The sequence below is a fragment of the Ensifer sp. M14 genome, from assembly GCF_003355565.1.
Classification (GTDB): Bacteria; Pseudomonadota; Alphaproteobacteria; order Rhizobiales; family Rhizobiaceae; genus Ensifer.
On sequence record NZ_QJNR01000004.1, the window covers coordinates 2993081 to 3010670 of the forward strand.

The following is a 17590-nucleotide window of genomic DNA, read 5'->3' on the forward strand; positions in this document are numbered from 1 at the left end:
ACCTGGAGCGGAGGCGATCAAGCCTGCTTCGCCAGCCCTGCGAGTTGGGTCATCACCATCGCCGCGCCCGAGAGGCGCTTTTCCGGCGTCACCAGTTCACGCTGGAAGAAGATGCTGTGATCGGCCCTGATCTTTGCCTGCGTGCCCTGCTTGGCGATGTAGCCGACCAGCGCTGCCGGGTTCGGGAACTCCTTGTTGCGGAGCTGTACGACGACACCCTTCGGCCCGGCATCTAGCTTTTCGACATTGGCCGTGCGGCAGAGCGACTTGATGTAGACGATCTTCAGGAGGTGCTGCACCTCGATCGGCAGCGGACCGAAGCGGTCGATCATCTCTGCACCGAAACCGTCGATCTCCTTGAGGTCCGTCAATTCGCCAAGCCGGCGATAGAGGCCAAGTCGCAGATGCAGATCCGGCACATAATGTTCCGGGATCATCACCGGGGTACCGACGGAAATTTGCGGTGACCACCCGGTATCGTGGACCTCTTCCTCGCCCTTGAGTTCGGCAACAGCCTCCTCGAGCATTTGCTGATAGAGCTCGAAGCCGACTTCCTTGATGTGGCCGGACTGTTCCTCGCCGAGCAGATTGCCGGCGCCGCGAATGTCGAGGTCGTGGCTCGCCAGCTGGAAGCCCGCGCCGAGCGTGTCGAGCGACTGCAGCACCTTCAGCCGCCGCTCGGCCGTTGCCGTCAGCGTCTTGTTGACCGGCAGCGTAAACAGCGCGAAGGCGCGGACCTTCGAACGACCGACGCGGCCGCGAAGTTGATAGAGCTGCGCGAGACCGAACATGTCGGCGCGATGCACGATCAACGTATTGGCCGTCGGCACGTCGAGACCGGATTCGACGATGGTCGTCGACAGCAGCACGTCATACTGCCCTTCATAAAAGGCGTTCATGATGTCTTCGAGTTCTGTTGCCGGCATCTGGCCATGGGCAACCGCCACCTTCAGCTCCGGCACATCGGATTTCAGGAAGTCGTGGATCTCCGAGAGATCGCTGAGGCGCGGGCAGACGTAGAAGCTCTGGCCACCGCGATAATGCTCCCGCATCAGGGTCTCGCGGATCACCAGCGCATCGAAGGGCGAGATGAAGGTCCGGACCGCCATGCGGTCGACCGGCGGCGTCGTAATCAGCGACAGCTCGCGTACGCCCGTCAGCGCCAGCTGCAGCGTGCGCGGGATCGGCGTTGCCGAAAGCGTCAGCACATGCACGTCCGACTTCAGGTCCTTCAGCCGTTCCTTATGCTTGACGCCGAAGTGCTGCTCCTCGTCGATGATGAGCAGGCCGAGATTGGCGAAGTTGACTGACGTTCCGAGCAGGGCATGGGTGCCGACCACGACGTCGGTCTTGCCGTCGGCCACTTCCTTCTTGGTCAGCGCCAGCTCCTTGGAGCCGACAAGGCGCGATGCCTGCTGGATGCGGATCGGCAGACCGCGGAACCGCTCGGTAAATGTCTTGAAATGCTGCCGCGCCAGCAGCGTCGTCGGCACGACGACGGCGACCTGAACCCCGTTCATGGCGGCGATGAAGGCTGCCCGCAGTGCGACCTCGGTCTTGCCGAAGCCGACGTCGCCGCAGACCAGGCGGTCCATCGGCCGGCCGCTGCCGAGATCTTCGCGCACGGCGTCGATCGAGTTCAGCTGATCCTCGGTCTCGTCATAGGGGAAGCGCGCGACAAATTCGTCGTAGACGCCATCCTGCGCCACCAGCACATGGGCATGGCGGGTGTGGCGCTCGGCAGCGATGCGGATCAGACCGCCCGCCATGTCGAGCAGGCGCTTCTTGAGCTTCGCCTTGCGGGCCTGCCAGGCGACGCCGCCGAGCTTGTCGAGGATCGCATCCGTCCCCTCGGAACCGTAGCGGGAAAGAAGCTCGATGTTTTCGACCGGCAGAAAGAGCTTGGCGTTGTCGGCATAGACGAGTTCGAGGCAATCATGCGGCGCGCCGACCGCTTCGATGGTGCGCAGTCCGACGAACCGGCCGATACCGTGCTCTGCATGCACGACGTAGCTGCCTTCGTCGAGGCCCGCGACCTCGGCGATGAAGTCGGCACCGCGCTTGCGCCGCTTGGAACGACGGACCATGCGGTCGCCGAGAATATCCTGCTCGCCGATAACGACGAGATCGCCCGTCTCGAAACCGGCTTCGAGGCTGAGGACCGCCGATGCGGCTTCGCCCGGCTTCAGGGTCTTGACGTCGGCGAGTGCCTTGATCTGGCGGATGTTGCCGAGACCGTGTTCGACCAGAACCTGCAACAGCCGGTCAAGAGAACCCTCGCTCCAGCCCGAGACGATGACCCTGGAGCCCTTGGCCCGCTTCTCCGCGATGTACGTCACCGCCTGATCGAAGACGTTGACGCGATCGCCTTCGGCTTCACCTTCACCGGCCGCCTTTGCCCATCGCACGCCTTGGCGGGCATCGACGGTCACGACCTGGCGAGCCTCGCCTTCCTGCTCGCTGAAGGGCGTGAGGCGGACAGCGTTACGCTCAGCGAGCGCGGCCGCAAATCCTTCAGAGTTCAGATACAGGAACTCCGCCGGCACGGGCTTATAGGGTGTGCCCTGGGTCGCCAGCGACCTGCCCGGCGATGCCGCGGTGTGACGGGCATCGTAGTAGTCAAGAATGAGCTTCGACCGTTCGGCTGCGGCTTCCCGCGCCAGATGATCGGTGACGATGCGGAAGCCCTGGAGATAGTCAAAGACGGTCTCCAGGCGATCGTAAAAGAGCGGCAGCCAATGCTCCATGCCGGCATAGCGCCGCCCTTCGGAGACGGCCTGGTAGAGCGCGTCATCCCGGGTCGTGGCGCCAAACAGCGACAGATATCGCGTACGAAAATGGCTGATCGTATCCGGCGTCAGCGACACTTCGCTCATCGGATTGAGGTCGAGGGAGCGGACCTGGCCGGTCGTTCGCTGGCTGGCCGGATCGAAGGAGCGGATGGTCTCGAGCGTGTCACCGAAGAAATCGAGCCGCAGCGGATCGCCACTGCCGGGAACGAAGACATCGAGAATGCCGCCGCGCACGGCATATTCTCCGACTTCGCGAACGGTCGGCACACGCTCGAAGCCGTTGCGCTCCAGCCGTGCTGCGACGTCATCCATGCGCACCTGGTTGCCCGGGCGCGCGGAAAAGGCGAGGCTCTCGATCACGTCCTGCGGCGAAATCTTCTGCAGGGCCGCATTGACCGTCACCAGCACGATGGCCGCATGCGGTTTCTTGCGGTGGGCGATCAAAGCGCTGAGCGCCGCAAGCCGGCGCGCCGAGGTATCGGCACTCGGGGATACTCGGTCATAGGGAAGGCAATCCCAGCCCGGAAGCGTCAGCACCGGAATATCGGGAGCGACAAAGCCTAGGACCTGCTCCAGATCGGCGATGCGCTGGCCGTCCGAGAGAATGTAGGCAACCGGCGTGCCGGCCCGCGCCAGATCGGCAAGCACCAGCGCCTCGGCGCCTGAAGGAACCGGGCCAATCGTGACTTCACGCGTTGCAGCGACAATCTTCTTCGGGTCAAGGCCAGCCAGCATCGATCTACTTCATCTCTTCGGGGAGCCGCTCGAAATCTGGACGGTAGGCGGCGATGCGCTCGAACATCGGCGTCTGGTAACGCTCAGGCACCGGCTTTTCGCCGATGATCCATTTGACGAGATCGTTGTCTTCCTCGGCCATGATGATCTCAAGCTCATCCAGCTCAACCTCGGACAAGCCGGACAGCTCCGCTTCAGCGAACTGTCCGAGGACGAGATCCATTTCGCGGATGCCGCGATGCCAGGCGCGAAACAAGATCCGGCGGCGACGCGGATCAAGATCGGCGCTGGTGCGTGAGATGCCAGTCATGGGGATTCCTTCCTGCCGTCCGAGGAGGTACGGTTTGCGTCCATGGGCTCTATAAACGCTGAATAGATGATTGTCAGCCTTGCCAAACTCCGAATTGTCGTCGCAATTTCATCGCCATGCGCCCTGCCCTGCTCGACCCGCTCTTTTCACCGCTCAACACTTTGCCCGGTATCGGTCCGAAGATCGGCGAGCTGTATGCCCGACTTCTTGGCCGGGAAACTATCGAAGACTGCCGCGTCGTCGACTTGGTTTTCCATGCGCCACATTCGCTGATCGACCGCCGGCAACAGCCGGGCATCGCCAATGCGCCACAAGGCGTCGTCGTGACGATTACCGGCCGCGTCGATCGCCATCAGCCACCGCCGCCGGGCAAACAGAACCTGCCCTACCGCATCTTCCTGCATGACGACACCGGCGAATTGGCTCTCACCTTCTTCCGTGTCAAAGGCAACTGGCTGGAAAAATCGCTGCCAGTCGACGAGACCGTGATCGTCAGTGGCAAGGTCGACTGGTTCAACGGTCGGCCGTCGATGGTTCACCCGGACTATATGGTCAAGGCGAGCGAGGCGGACAACCTGCCCCTCGTCGAACCCGTCTATGGGCTGACGGCCGGGCTATCCGCCCGCATCCTGCGCAAATCGATCGAAGCGGCGGTCGCCCGCGTCCCTGAGATGCCGGAGTGGATCGACGAGACGCTCGCTTCACAGCAAGGTTTTCAAAGCGCGGCCGACAGCTTCCGTGCCCTGCATGAGCCGCGCGACGCATTGGACATTGACCCGCAGGCGCCGGCGCGTCGAAGGCTCGCCTATGACGAGTTCCTGGCTGGCCAACTGTCGCTTGCTCTTGTGCGCCAGCGCCTTCGCAAGGTTGCCGGTACGCCGGTGCAGGCGACCGGCAAGCTCTCCGGCCCCGTTGCCGCTGCACTGCCCTTCTCGCTGACAGCGAGCCAGTCGACGGCGATTGCCGACATCCTCAAGGACATGGCCGGGGACGAGCGGATGCTGCGGCTGCTGCAGGGCGACGTCGGTTCTGGCAAGACCATGGTCGCGCTGATGGCGATGCTGGCGGCGGTCGAATCGGGCGGCCAGGCCGTGCTGATGGCACCTACGGAAATCCTTGCGCGGCAGCATTTCGCCACGCTGTCGAAAATGGCGGCTCCCGCGGGCATCACCATGGATGTGTTGACCGGTCGCACCAAGGGCAAAGAGCGCAACGCGATCCTGGAACGCATCGTCTCCGGCGAGACGCGGATCGTCGTTGGCACCCATGCCCTGTTCCAGGATACGGTGAACTATCGGGAACTCACCCTTGCGGTTGTCGACGAACAGCACCGCTTCGGCGTCCACCAGCGCTTGCGGCTGACCGCCAAGGGCATCTCACCCCATATGCTGGTCATGACCGCGACGCCAATCCCGCGCACGCTGGTGCTCGCGGCCTTCGGTGACATGGACGTTTCCAAGCTCACGGAAAAGCCGGCCGGGCGAAAACCGATCCAAACGGTCACCATCCCGACCGAGCGGACCGACGAGATCGTCGACCGCCTCGCCGCGGCGCTCAAGGAAGGCAAGAAGGCGTACTGGATCTGCCCGCTCGTCGAGGAATCCGAAGCGATCGACGTGATGTCGGCCGATGAGCGTTATCAGGGTCTCTCCCAGCGCTTCGGTCGACATGTGGGCCTTGTCCACGGTCGCATGAACGGCGCGGAAAAGGACGCCGTCATGCTTGCGTTCAAGAACGGCGAAATCCGCCTGCTCGTCGCCACCACCGTCGTCGAGGTCGGCGTCGACGTGCCCGATGCCACGATCATGGTGATCGAACACGCGGAACGCTTCGGTCTGGCGCAGTTGCACCAGTTGCGCGGCCGCGTCGGTCGTGGCGATGAAGCGTCGACCTGCATCCTCCTTTACAAGAGCCCGCTCGGTGAGACCGGTCGGGCGCGGCTTTCGATCCTGCGCGACAGCGAAGACGGCTTTCTGATCGCCGAGGAAGACCTGAAGCTGCGTGGCGAAGGCGAGTTGCTCGGAACGCGTCAGTCGGGCACGCCTGGTTTTCGCATCGCAAGTCTCGAAGCGCATGGAGACTTGCTTGAGATCGCCCGTAAGGACGCCGCTTATATGATCGAGCGGGATCCTGATCTCACAACAGCCCGTGGCGAGGCACTTCGCACCCTGCTCTATCTGCATCGCCGTGACGAAGCGATCCGCTTCCTGCGCGCCGGCTGACCCATTTCCAGAAAAGGTGCGAGACGGCTTCCTACAGGAAATGCGCGAGAACCAGTAGATCAGGCCGTCTTCTGCTGGGCAATCTTGCGTGGCGGCGCGTTGGCGAGAGGCTTGTAGTCCGGTGCGACGAGGCCGCCGGAAATCAACAGCTTGGCTGCATCCTCCGCGCTCATTTCAAGCGGGATGATCTTGTCGCGCGGCACGAACAACAGGAAGCCGGCGGTCGGGATTGGCGTCGGCGGCAGAAACACCGTCACCATGTCCATGCCGCGTTCGGAAAATTTGGCGGCGACCTCGCCTTTGACATCCGTGGCGATGAAGACGAGCGACCACAGGCCGGGGCTCGGATATTCGATCAGGCCCGCCTTCTTGAACGAGGACGATTGCTCCTGCAGCACCGTCTGGAAAATCTGCTTCAGCGACTTGTAGATGGTACGGACGAGCGGCGTCCGGCTGACGAGGGATTCGCCGAAGGCAACGATCGAGCGCCCGACCAGGTTGGCGGTGAGGAAGCCGACCAGGGTGATGACGATGAGCGCGACCAGAAGTCCGAAGCCGGGAATCGCCACCGGCGAATAGGTGTCCGGATTATAGAAATTCGGCAGGTAGGGCTTCACCCATCCATCGGCCCATTCGATGAAGGTTCGGACCAACCAGACGGTGATCGCCAACGGCGCGCAGATGATCAGCCCCGTCAGGAAATAGTTGCGCAACCGGGTCGCAATATAGCCGCTCTTCGAATTCTCGCTCATGCCTTTTCCGTTTAAACCTCACTCCGCGCCGAAAGCCGGATGATAGGCAACCGTGCCTTCAGGCACCGCGCCGGAGAAGGCCAGCGCCATGAAATATTGCGGCGCACAACCGGGGAATACAAGCGAAGATTCGTTTCGGAATCTGAACTTTTGGTAATATTCAGGATCACCCATGACCACGCAGCCCGCGGCGCCGTCGGCGACAAGCATTGCAAGTCCTTCGCGGATCAGCCGGCTGCCGACACCCTTCGCCTGGTGGTCCGGTGACACGGCAACAGGACCGAGCCCGAACCAGCCGGGCACCGGCGGCGTCAGTGCCACCGGCGAGAAGGCGACATGGCCGACGATATTGCCCTCGTCTTCGGCGACGAGCGATAGCGTCAACGCGCCCTGCACCCGCAGGCGTTCGATGATGAAAGGCTCGCTCTGGTCGCTGTGCGGGTGCCCGTCGAAGGCGGCTGCCGTCACGTCATGGATCGCCTGCTCGTCGCCCGCTCTTTCCGGCCGTATGGTGATCATTCCACCGTCACCGATTTCGCGAGGTTTCTGGGCTGGTCGACGTCGGTGCCCATGAACACGGCGGTGTGATAGGCAAGCAGTTGGATCGGCAGCGAGAAGATCATCGGCGCGATGATCTCGTCGACGTTCGGCAGTACGATCGTCGCCATCGTCTCGAGTTTCGAGGCGGCGGCACCCTTTTCGTCGGTGATCAGGATGATGCGACCGCCGCGGGCTGCCACTTCCTGCATGTTCGACACGGTCTTCTCGTAGAAGCGGTCATGCGGAGCGATGACAATCACCGGCATGTTTTCGTCGATCAGAGCGATCGGACCGTGCTTCAGTTCGCCGGCGGCATAACCTTCGGCGTGGATATAGGAAATCTCCTTGAGCTTCAGCGCGCCTTCCATCGCTAGCGGGAAGCTGGTGCCGCGTCCGAGGTAAAGCACGTCGCGGCACTTCGACAGCTCGCGCGACAGCATCTCGATCTTCGGCTGGATGGCGTTCAGCACCTGCCCCATGATGCGCGGCATTTCCGTGAGGTGGCGAACCAGTGCCTGCTCCTCGTCGGCAGACACCGTGCCTCGGGCGCGGCCGGCGCCGATCGACAAGGCCGCCAGCACAGCCAGCTGGCAGGTAAACGCCTTGGTCGAGGCGACGCCGATCTCGGGCCCGGCAAGGATCGGGAACACGGCATCGGATTCACGCGCGATGGTCGATTCACGGGTATTGACGACCGCACCGATCTTCAGGCCGTGGTCCTTGCAATATCTGAGCGAAGCCAACGTGTCGGCGGTTTCGCCCGACTGCGAGATGAACAGGGCCGCAGACTGCGGCGACAGCGGGATTTCGCGGTAGCGGAACTCGGAGGCCACGTCGATTTCAACCGGCAGGCGGGCGTAACGCTCGAACCAGTACTTGCCGACAAGACCGGCGAGATAGGCGGTGCCGCAGGCAGAGATCGCTAGGCTGGGTACGCCGGCAAAGTCGATCGCACCCGTGGGTGCCTTCACCCGGTTTTCGGCAAAATCGATGTAGTGGCCGAGGGCGTGGGAGATCACCTCCGGCTGCTCATAGATCTCCTTTTCCATGAAGTGCCGGTGGTTGCCCTTGTCGATCATGTAGGCGGCCGCCATCGAGATCTGTCTGGGGCGATCGACGGCATTGCCGGCGAGATCGAAGATATGGGCGCCATTGGCGCCGATCACCGCCCAGTCGCCGTCGATCAGATACGTGATCTCGTTGGTAAAGGGCGACAGCGCAATCGCGTCTGACCCCAGAAACATCTCGCCCTTGCCGTGGCCGATCGCCAGCGGCGGACCGTTGCGGGCCGCCATGATCGTAGAGGGATCGTCCTGGAAGAGGACGGCTAGCGCGTAGGCGCCCGTCACCCGCTTCAGCATCGCATGCATGGCCTCGCGCCGGCCAAGGCCATCGCGACGGAATTTCGCCAGCAGGTGCGCCACGACTTCGGTGTCGGTCTGCGTCTCGAACTTGGCGCCGTCGGCGATCAGTTCGTCCTTCAGCTCGGAAAAATTCTCGATGATGCCGTTGTGGACGACGGCAACACCGTCGGTAAAATGCGGATGGGCATTGCGCTCAGTCGGTGCACCATGGGTCGCCCAGCGTGTGTGGGCGATGCCGATCGTGCCGGCCAGCGGCTCGTCGCGCAGGCGCGTCTCCAGATTGACCAGCTTGCCCTCGGCGCGGCGGCGCTCAAGCGCACCGGCATGGATGGTCGCAACACCGGCCGAATCGTAGCCGCGGTACTCCAGCCGCTTCAACGCATCGACCAGTCGCTCCGAGACCGGCTGGTTTCCAACGATGCCAACAATTCCGCACATAGTCGTCTCCGAATTCGTCCCGCGCCATCTCGACGCCCCAATCGACAGGGCGGAAGTCCCGCCCGGCGCGTTGCCTTGGTAACGCATTTGCCGGACGAGGCAATCCGCCCCGATTTCACTTTCGGTTTCAGTATTTAACGCGCAACCTATCCAGCAGCCTTGGCCGACTTTTTCGCGGCCTTCACTGCTTCGTAGCGCTCACGCAAGACACGCGCCCTGCCCGGCTTGATCTCCTGGCGCGCGCGGCCGAAGGCTACGGCATCGGCCGGCACATCCTCGGTGATGACGCTGCCGGAGGCGACCAACGCGCCGTCGCCGATCGTCACCGGCGCCACCAGCGAAGAATTCGAGCCGACGAAGGCATTCTCGCCGATGCGGGTCTCGTGCTTGTTCACGCCATCATAGTTGCAGGTGATCGTACCCGCACCGATGTTGGACCCGGCACCCACGAAGGCATCACCGATATAGGTCAGGTGATTGACCTTGGCGCCGGCCCCGATTTCCGCCTTCTTGACCTCGCAGAAATTGCCGACCTTGGATTTCTCGCCGAGATCGGCACCGGGCCGCAGCCGCGCATAGGGGCCGACCGTCGCGCCAGAGCGCACGGTCGCTCCCTCCAGATGCGAGAACGCATGGATGATGGCGCCACTCTCGACGCGGACGCCCGGGCCGAAGACGACGTTCGGCTCGATCAACACGTCCTGTTGCAGCTCTGTGTCCCAGGCGAGGAAAACGGTCTCTGGCGCAATCATCGACACGCCCGACAGCATCAGTTCGTGACGGCGGCGGTGTTGCCAGAGCCGTTCGATATAGGCGAGCTCGGCGCGGGTGTTGCAGCCGGTCAGCTCTTCCTCGGGCGCCTCGACCGCGATGGCGCGACCGCCGATCGCCCGCACGATCTCGACCAGGTCGGTCAGGTAGTATTCTCCCTTGACGTTATCATTGCCGATGCGGTCGAGCAGATCGATCGCCTTGCGACCATCGATCGCCATCAGGCCACCATTGCAATAGGTGATACGGCGTTCTTCCTCGGTCGCATCCTTGTGCTCGCGGATCGCGATCAGCGCGCCATCTTCCACGATCAGCCGGCCATAACCGGAAGGATCGGCAGCCTCAAAACCGATGACGACGACATCGTTGCCGGCGGCCAGGCCATCTCGCGCTGCCTTCAGAGGCTCAGGCGTGATCAGTGGCGTATCGCCGAAGATGACCAGGATGTCGTCAAATCCCTTGGATATTGCTTCGCGCGCCGCCAGAACCGCGTGTCCCGTGCCGAGGCGCTCCTTCTGGAGGAACGAGGCGATCGATACGCCACCGATCGCGGCCGCGCTCGAAACGGCATCGGCGTCACGACCGACAACGAGAGCCACGTCGGAGATCGCGGCACTCGAAAGCGCTGCAACCACATGGGCGATCATCGGCCGACCGGCCACCGGATGCAGCACCTTCGACATCGACGACTTCATCCGCGTGCTTTCACCCGCAGCCAGTACAATCGCCAGGCAACTCCGTTCCATCCAATGATCTCCTTGGTCTTTTTCTTGAAGGGCCAAACGGGTCGCCCGATTCGACCCTCGTGTATCAGCAACATATTGCGGGAAGCATAACTCGCACAATCACGTCACGTTAACCCGCTTAAAACCCGATGATGGCATAAGGAGAAGCGGAGCCTGCCTCGACAACCCATGCGCGTGCATCGCTCCCCCGGGGAGAGAAGCCGCAATGCATGCCAGCACCGATCTCGACGCAGCGGCAAAGCCGGCCAATACCATTCTGGTTGCCGTCTGCTCGCCACTCGCGGCACTCGCTCTGGCGCTCATCCTGCTCTCGTTGCTTCTGACCGTCACGATCCCGCAGCCGATAGGGCCAATGTTCTGGGATCACTATCTCTATCTCGACGCCGCCAACCGGCTTGGCGACGGCCAGATCCCATCAGTCGACTTCTTCGCACCGGTTGGCGCACTGGGATACTATCTCTTTGCGGCCTTGCAGTCTGTCTTCCCGAGCGGCCACCCCCTGTTGCTGGCCAGCTGGTGCCTTCTCGTCGTTACCGGGCCGTTGATCGGCCTGGTCACGTTCGACCTCCAGAAGCGTTCGCGAACTTTGGCCCACGCCATTCTGCTGCCGTTCCTTCTCTTTTCCATACTCCCGTTCAACACCGGCGACTTCTACCCCTATCCGGGTTCGGATGGGTTTGGCATATACAATCGCCAGGTCTGCCAGTTGCTCTATGTGCTGGCGGCAGCGCTCATCTACGTCCGCAGTCCACGCATCCTCATCGCAGTTGCCGCCGGCGCGATGATCGCGCTTTTCTTCGTAAAGGTCACCGGAGCCGTCGCCGGCATCATCCTCTGTCTGACGGCGTTTGCTGCCGGACGGCTCAGCCTGCGCTCAGCGGTGGCCGCGGCTCTGATCTTCTTTGGCGTCCTTGCCGTTATCGAACTGTCACTCGGCGCAGTGTCGGCCTATGTCGGCGACATTCTCGCACTGCTCGATGTCAATGACGGGATCCTGCTGACGCGCCTTCTACAGGCCGCCTCGCTGAACGCCGGTCTGCTGCTACCGGCAGGCGTCCTCTGCCTCACTCTCTTCTTTGCCGACCAGCCCGCCTTTGTCTCGTTGCTGGAGGATGCATGCCGACGGCCTTCGATCGCGGCCCTCGGCAGGGTTTTCGATCAGGATTTCTTCTGGCTTGGCACCTTTGTCGTGGCAGGCATCCTGTTCGAAAGCCAGAACACCGGCAGCCAGGCCTTCATCTTCCTCTACCCATTGCTTCTGCGGATCGCTCTCGACTACGCCACGAAGGGTAAGGGCAAACGGCTGACAATCGCGGTTTGGCTGCTCGCTATCGCTGCGGCATTGCCACCGATGACTGTCGTGATCCAGAAGAGTGCACGCGCCTGGATCGGCGCCGCCAACAATATCAGGATCGAAAGCCGCAACCTGAAAACCATGGCGGCCGTCAATGTCCGCCCGACCGTCGCCGCGCGAGCCGAGCGAATGCGCAACACCTACATCACCGAACCGGGCGCCTTCGAAGCTCTGGCAGATCAAGGCGAGCTACCGTCATTCCTGTTCTATAGCGACTTCGACTTTCAAACGGGTTGGTTGACAAATGTAGACAATACGATCGATGCATTGCGCGCCTATGAGGATGCCAATGGCGTTCGCTTCGACACGATCTTCAACATCGATTTCGCCAATCCGTTTCCCTGGCTGATGGATCGCCACGCGCCAAGGCGCGTAGCCATCGGCGCAGATCCATTCCGCGCCATTCCGCCGCCGGACGCAAACGTGCGCGCAGCGGTCGCCGCCGTCGATATCGCACTCGTGCCGACCTGCCCGACGACGAACGTCAACAGGACGCTTTTGGCACTTTACTTGCCGAGTCTCGAAACCGGGCACACGCGCATCAAACTGACCCCATGCTACGACGCATTCGTCCGCAACGGCCTGCGACCTGGCGAAACGGCCGCCGGTTCGTAACGGTTACGCCTGCGGCCGCAACCGGCTCTCGGTCAGAAGCCCGTTTTCCTCAAGGATCGGATAGGCGACCGAGGCGATATGAGCGTTGATACGCTTCAAGTCGCGCAGCATGTCGAGATGCAGCGAACTGGTCTGCAGGCTTTCGAGCCGTCCGTCGCGCAACCGCTCGATATGGCGCTCGGCCGATCGCTTTTCCATGTGCCGAACATTGACTTTCACCTCGATCAATTGCCGGGCGAGATCGGCATTGCGGGTGACGAAAATCGTCTGGGCGACGCGCAGATTGTCGATCGTCAGATTGAAGAGGCTCTTGAGTTCCTGATAGCCGTCCTCGGAGAATTTCAGGCCGTTGTTGACCTTCTTGCCGATCTGTTCGCACAGCCCTTTCTCGATGATGTCGCCCATGTGCTCAAGATTGATCGCATAGTCGATGATGACGATCGAGCGTCGCCCATCTTCCGGGCTCAGGCCATCACGACCCAGGCGCGACAGGAAGATCTTCACCTCCTGCTGCAGCAGATCGACTTGCTTCTCGAATTTGCCGACATCGCGGATCTCGGAAAGTTCGTTGTTGTTGAAGGCCGTCTGGGCGCGGATCAGCATCATCTCGATCAGGTCGCCGACACGCAGCACTTCGCGCGTGGCGCCCGAAAGGGCCATCACCGGCGTGTGAAGGACGTTCTCGTCGAGATAGCGCGGACCGGTTTCGTCGGTCTCGCTGTCGGGGATGAAGCGGGTCATCAGCCGCGACAAGAGGCCGGCGAACGGCCATGCAAGGACGGCGACGGCAAGATTGAACGCCAGATGGATGTCCACCGGCAGGTTCTGTTTCGGCAAAGGCAAGCTTTGCAGAAACTCGACGCTGACACCGGTCAGAGGCAGCGCGATCAGGCAGCCGATGCCGCGAACCACCAGGTTGCCAAGCGTCACGCGTCGAGCCGGCGGCGCCGAAGACAGTGTCGCCATGACCGGCGGGATTGCGCCGCCGAGGTTGGCACCGAGCACCAGTGCAACCGTCAACCCGACGGAGAGAACGCCGGCGGCGGAAAGCGAAAGCACCAGCATCACCACCGCGAGGCTGGAGGAAGATGCGAAGGCAAGGCCAGCCGATATGATCAAGGCCACTGGCCACGCACTGTCGAGCATGCCGAGAAATGCGGCCAGCGCCGCCGATTCGCGCATCGGCTCGGTCGCAAGGCCAAGCAGATGCAGCGACAACAACATCAGGCCAATGCCAACGAAAGCCGCACCGAGGCCCTGTCGCGCGTTCGACCGGCTGACGCGATGCAGTACCACACCAACCAGAATAATCATCGGCGACAGCCACTCGATGCCGGTGGCAACAATCCAGGCGGTGACTGCCGTGCCGACATTGGCGCCGAGCAAGACGATCTGCGCCATGCGCGAACGGATCAGCCCCTTTTCCACGAAGGAAGCGGTCATCAAGGCCGTCGCGGTCGAGCTCTGCAGGGCAAGGGTGGCGAACAGCCCCGTCAGGAACGACCGCGTCGGCCCGCTCGTGCCCCGAGCAAGGCCGGCCCGCAGCTTCGCCCCGAAGGCGCGCGTGACCCCTTCCTTGACCAGGGAAAGGCCGAACAGCAGCAGCGCCACCGCCCCAAACAGATTGACCATAACGATTGTCGATTGCATGGCATGTCTTTCCACGGAGGCCGCATGAATCGCCCCGCCCGATACACACAACCATAGTTCCGAAGTGTTTTCGATCTCAATCCAGCGACGGCGAATTCCCCAGTATGACGGCCAAATTTCTGTTGCCGGCTAATAAATCCGACGCCAATTTTGTCATTAGCGCCGTTGCATCGATAGCTATCGGCATCGCAAAGAGTTCGCCGGAGCCTCCCGGCTGCCGATGGCCCGACGTCCGTACGAATCACCTGATTTGCCGTGATCTGCGGGTGGCGCGCAATTTGCGCCATTGCGCCCTTCATTTCCTGTTTCGTTTGTTTTAAGGAACGAACTCGTTTGGCCAACAGCCACCGCACTGAAACGAGGTTTCTGCCCCCATGCTCGAATTCCTGAGAAAAGCCGCCCAGACCTGGGTCGTCAAAGGCCTGCTCGTCATTCTCGTGCTGTCATTCATGGTGTGGGGCGCATCGACATCGATGATCGCAAACCAGTCGGATGCCGTGGTCGTCGTCGGTGACGTCAAAGTGAAGGCCCCGGATTTCCGCCTCGCTTACGAGCGTCAGCTCGCGCTCGTTTCGCGCCAGCTCGGCACCCGCCTGACGCCGCAGCAGGCAAAAGCGTTCGGCATCGAGCAGCAGGTCTATTCCCAGCTCGTCGCGGGTGCAGCCCTCGATCAGCTCGCCGGCGACATGAACCTTGGGCTTTCGGAAGACCGGCTGGCCAAGCTCATCGCCGAAGATCCGGCCTTCCACAGCGTCAACGGCCAGTTCGATCGCCTGACGTTCTCGAGCGTTCTGCGCAACGCCGGCCTTCGCGAACAGGACTACATCAACAACCGCAGCCAGGTTGCCGTGCGCTCGCAGATCGTCGATGCCCTGTCCGACGGCTACATCGCACCGAAGGTGCTGAGCGACGCGATCGCGTCCTACCGTCACGAGAAGCGCTCGGTCGACTACGTCCTCCTTTCGAATGCCAACATCGATCCGGTCAAGGCGCCGGGCGATGACGTTCTTGCCCCCTGGTACGACAGCCGCAAGGCTAACTACCGCGCGCCGGAGTACCGCAAGGTCACCTACCTGAAGCTGGCGCCTGAAGATCTTGCCGACGTGACGACCGTCGTCGATGCGGACGTTCGCGCCGACTACGACAAGCGCAAGGACAACTTCCGCACCGAAGCGACGCGCACGATCGAACAGCTTGCCTTCCCGTCACGTGAGGCCGCGGACGCTGCGGCAGCCAAGCTCACAGCCGGCACATCCTTCGACGACCTTGTGAAGGCCGAAGGCAAGACGCCGGCAGACGTTCTGCTCGGCGAGTTCACACCGGCAAACGTTCCGGACGCCAAGATCGGCGAAGCCGCTTTCGCGATCGCAACCGATGGCGGCACCTCGCCTGTCATCGACGGCGCCTTCGGACCGGTCATCCTGCGCGCGACGAACATCCGCCCGGAAACGGTTCGCAGCTTCGATGAAGTGAAGGAAGAACTGCGCAAGGAAATTGCCCTCGCAAACGCACAGGGCGAAATCATCGGCCTTCACGACAAGATCGAGGACGAGCGTGCTTCCGGCGCCTCGCTCAAGGATCTGGCTGAGACCCTCAAGTTGAAGGTTGCGACCATCGATGGCATCGACGCGACCGGCAAGGACATGAACGGCGATGATGTCGCCGGCCTGCCCGAGCCGAACGCACTGCTGCAGGAAGTCTTCAAGGCCCAGATGGGCGACGAGACGCTGCCGGTGAACATCGGCCGTGACGGCTACGTCTGGTTCGACCTCGACGAAGTGGTTCCGGCACGTGATCGCACGCTCGACGAAGCACGCGACGAAGTGGCAGCGGACTGGACCGCAGAACAGCAGCGCACGGCTCTCGCCACCAAGGCCACGGAGCTGAAGCAGCGCATCGAAAAGGGCGCGACGCTCGCCGATATCGCGACGGAACTTGGTCTTGCCGTCGAAACTAAGGCCGGATTGACCCGGTCGACGTCGGATGCGGCCCTGAGCCCGGCCGCCGTTGCTGCCGCCTTCAGCGGTCCGGATGGTCACGTTGCCAACGCCGCCGGTATTGGTGGCGACGGTCAAATCCTGTTGCGTGTCACCTCGATCGAGAACAACGGCCCGACCGACGCCCTGGAGGACGACAGCCGCCAGATCCAGGCCATGGCCCGTGCCAGCGGCGACGACATTCTCGACCAGATGGTCTCGACGCTGCAGTCGGCCTACGGTGTTTCGATCAATCAGACACTTGCCGAAACGGCTTTGGCACAGAGATAAGCGGCAAGGAAAACTACCGATGAGTGATCTGAAACCGTTTGTCGCCAAAGTCGCCGCCGGCGAGGCACTCAACCGCGAAGACGCACGAGCGGCTTTCGAGATCATCATGTCGGGTGCGGCGACTCCATCGCAGATTGGCGGCTTCCTTATGGCTCTGCGCGTCCGCGGCGAAACCGTGGATGAAATCGTCGGCGCGGTTGCTGCCATGCGCGCCCGCATGTTGCCGGTCGATGCTCCGGCCAATGCCGTCGATATCGTCGGAACCGGCGGCGACGGTGCAGGCACCTATAATATCTCCACCCTCGCCTCGCTCATCGTTGCCGGCGCGGGTGTGCCGGTCGCCAAGCACGGCAACCGTGCGCTGAGCTCCAAGTCCGGCACGGCAGACGCCCTGTCATGCCTTGGGGTCAAGCTCGACATCGGCCCAGAGGCCATCTCGCGCTGCATCAACGAAGCCGGCGTCGGCTTCATGTTTGCCCAGCAGCATCATTCCGCCATGCGTCATGTCGGCCCGACGCGCGTTGAGCTCGGAACCCGCACGATCTTCAACCTGCTCGGCCCGCTCTCCAATCCCGCCGGCGTCAAGCGGCAACTGGTCGGCGTCTACGCGCCGCAATGGGTCCAACCGCTGGCGGAGGTGCTGCGCGACCTCGGATCCGAAAATGTCTGGGTCGTGCATGGCGAAGGTCTCGACGAGATCACCACTACCGGCACGACGCAGGTTGCGGCTCTTGAAAACGGCAAGATCAGCACCTTCAATCTGACGCCTGAAGACTTCGGCCTCCAGACGGCCACCCTCGACGCCTTGAAGGGCGGCGACGGCGCCCACAATGCCGTTGCGCTCCAGGCTGTGCTCGATGGCGCTGAAAACGCCTACAGGGACATTTCGCTTGCCAATGCGGCCGCATCGCTGATGATTGCCGGCAAGGCTGCAAATCTTGGTGAAGGCATGACGCTCGCCCGCCAATCGCTTTCCAGCGGTGGCGCCAAAGCGGCGCTGCAGCGCCTGGTCAGCGTCTCGAACGCTGCGTAAG

At 62.4% G+C, this 17590-nt stretch carries 11 protein-coding genes; 4 read left to right on the forward strand and 7 right to left on the reverse strand.

Annotated features, from left to right (window positions below):
* Window positions 1-17: 17 nt before the first annotated feature.
* Window positions 18-3527 carry a transcription-repair coupling factor gene (gene mfd / locus BLJAPNOD_RS14410; RefSeq protein WP_115420286.1) on the reverse strand — a complete coding sequence of 1170 codons (3510 nt, stop codon included), beginning with the start codon at window positions 3525-3527 and terminating at the stop codon, window positions 18-20.
* Between the two features lie 4 nt (window positions 3528-3531).
* Window positions 3532-3837 (reverse strand): succinate dehydrogenase assembly factor 2, encoded by a 306-nt coding sequence (locus BLJAPNOD_RS14415; protein ID WP_077503499.1) that lies wholly within the window; start codon window positions 3835-3837, stop codon window positions 3532-3534.
* Between the two features lie 116 nt (window positions 3838-3953).
* On the opposite strand from BLJAPNOD_RS14415, the gene recG reads away from it, so the two are divergent.
* Window positions 3954-6059 (forward strand): ATP-dependent DNA helicase RecG, encoded by a 2106-nt coding sequence (recG, locus tag BLJAPNOD_RS14420; RefSeq protein WP_115420287.1) that lies wholly within the window; start codon window positions 3954-3956, stop codon window positions 6057-6059.
* Window positions 6060-6118: 59 nt separating this feature from the next.
* On the opposite strand, the gene BLJAPNOD_RS14425 is transcribed toward recG, so the two are convergent.
* From BLJAPNOD_RS14425 to glmU, 4 genes are all read right to left on the reverse strand, one after another.
* On the reverse strand, window positions 6119-6811 hold the full coding sequence (locus tag BLJAPNOD_RS14425; RefSeq protein ID WP_077503497.1) for a DUF502 domain-containing protein: 693 nt from the start codon (window positions 6809-6811) through the stop codon (window positions 6119-6121).
* A gap of 18 nt (window positions 6812-6829) precedes the next feature.
* Window positions 6830-7327, reverse strand: a complete 498-nt coding sequence (locus BLJAPNOD_RS14430) for an N-acetyltransferase (protein ID WP_199566000.1) — start codon at window positions 7325-7327, stop codon at window positions 6830-6832.
* Window positions 7327-9153, reverse strand: a complete 1827-nt coding sequence (gene glmS / locus BLJAPNOD_RS14435; RefSeq protein WP_115420289.1) for a glutamine--fructose-6-phosphate transaminase (isomerizing) — start codon at window positions 9151-9153, stop codon at window positions 7327-7329. The genes BLJAPNOD_RS14430 and glmS overlap by 1 nt, the downstream gene beginning before the upstream one ends.
* A gap of 146 nt (window positions 9154-9299) precedes the next feature.
* On the reverse strand, window positions 9300-10670 hold the full coding sequence (gene glmU / locus BLJAPNOD_RS14440) for a bifunctional UDP-N-acetylglucosamine diphosphorylase/glucosamine-1-phosphate N-acetyltransferase GlmU (RefSeq protein ID WP_115420290.1): 1371 nt from the start codon (window positions 10668-10670) through the stop codon (window positions 9300-9302).
* 205 nt (window positions 10671-10875) lie between these two features.
* Between glmU and BLJAPNOD_RS14445 the strand changes: the two genes are divergently transcribed.
* Window positions 10876-12639: a hypothetical protein gene (locus tag BLJAPNOD_RS14445; RefSeq protein WP_115420291.1), complete on the forward strand. Its 1764-nt coding sequence runs from the start codon at window positions 10876-10878 to the stop codon at window positions 12637-12639.
* A gap of 3 nt (window positions 12640-12642) precedes the next feature.
* Here the strand turns inward: BLJAPNOD_RS14445 and BLJAPNOD_RS14450 are convergent, their stop codons facing one another.
* Complete coding sequence (locus tag BLJAPNOD_RS14450; RefSeq protein ID WP_077503493.1) at window positions 12643-14289, reverse strand: Na/Pi cotransporter family protein; 1647 nt, start codon at window positions 14287-14289, stop codon at window positions 12643-12645.
* Window positions 14290-14663: 374 nt separating this feature from the next.
* Between BLJAPNOD_RS14450 and BLJAPNOD_RS14455 the strand changes: the two genes are divergently transcribed.
* Together BLJAPNOD_RS14455 and trpD are read left to right on the forward strand one after the other, a co-directional pair.
* Window positions 14664-16556, forward strand: coding sequence for a peptidylprolyl isomerase (locus BLJAPNOD_RS14455; RefSeq protein ID WP_115420292.1), 1893 nt, complete (start codon window positions 14664-14666; stop codon window positions 16554-16556).
* Between the two features lie 19 nt (window positions 16557-16575).
* A complete protein-coding gene (gene trpD / locus BLJAPNOD_RS14460) occupies window positions 16576-17589 on the forward strand; it encodes an anthranilate phosphoribosyltransferase (RefSeq protein ID WP_115420293.1) in 1014 nt (337 codons plus the stop codon).
* Window position 17590: the final 1 nt, after the last annotated feature.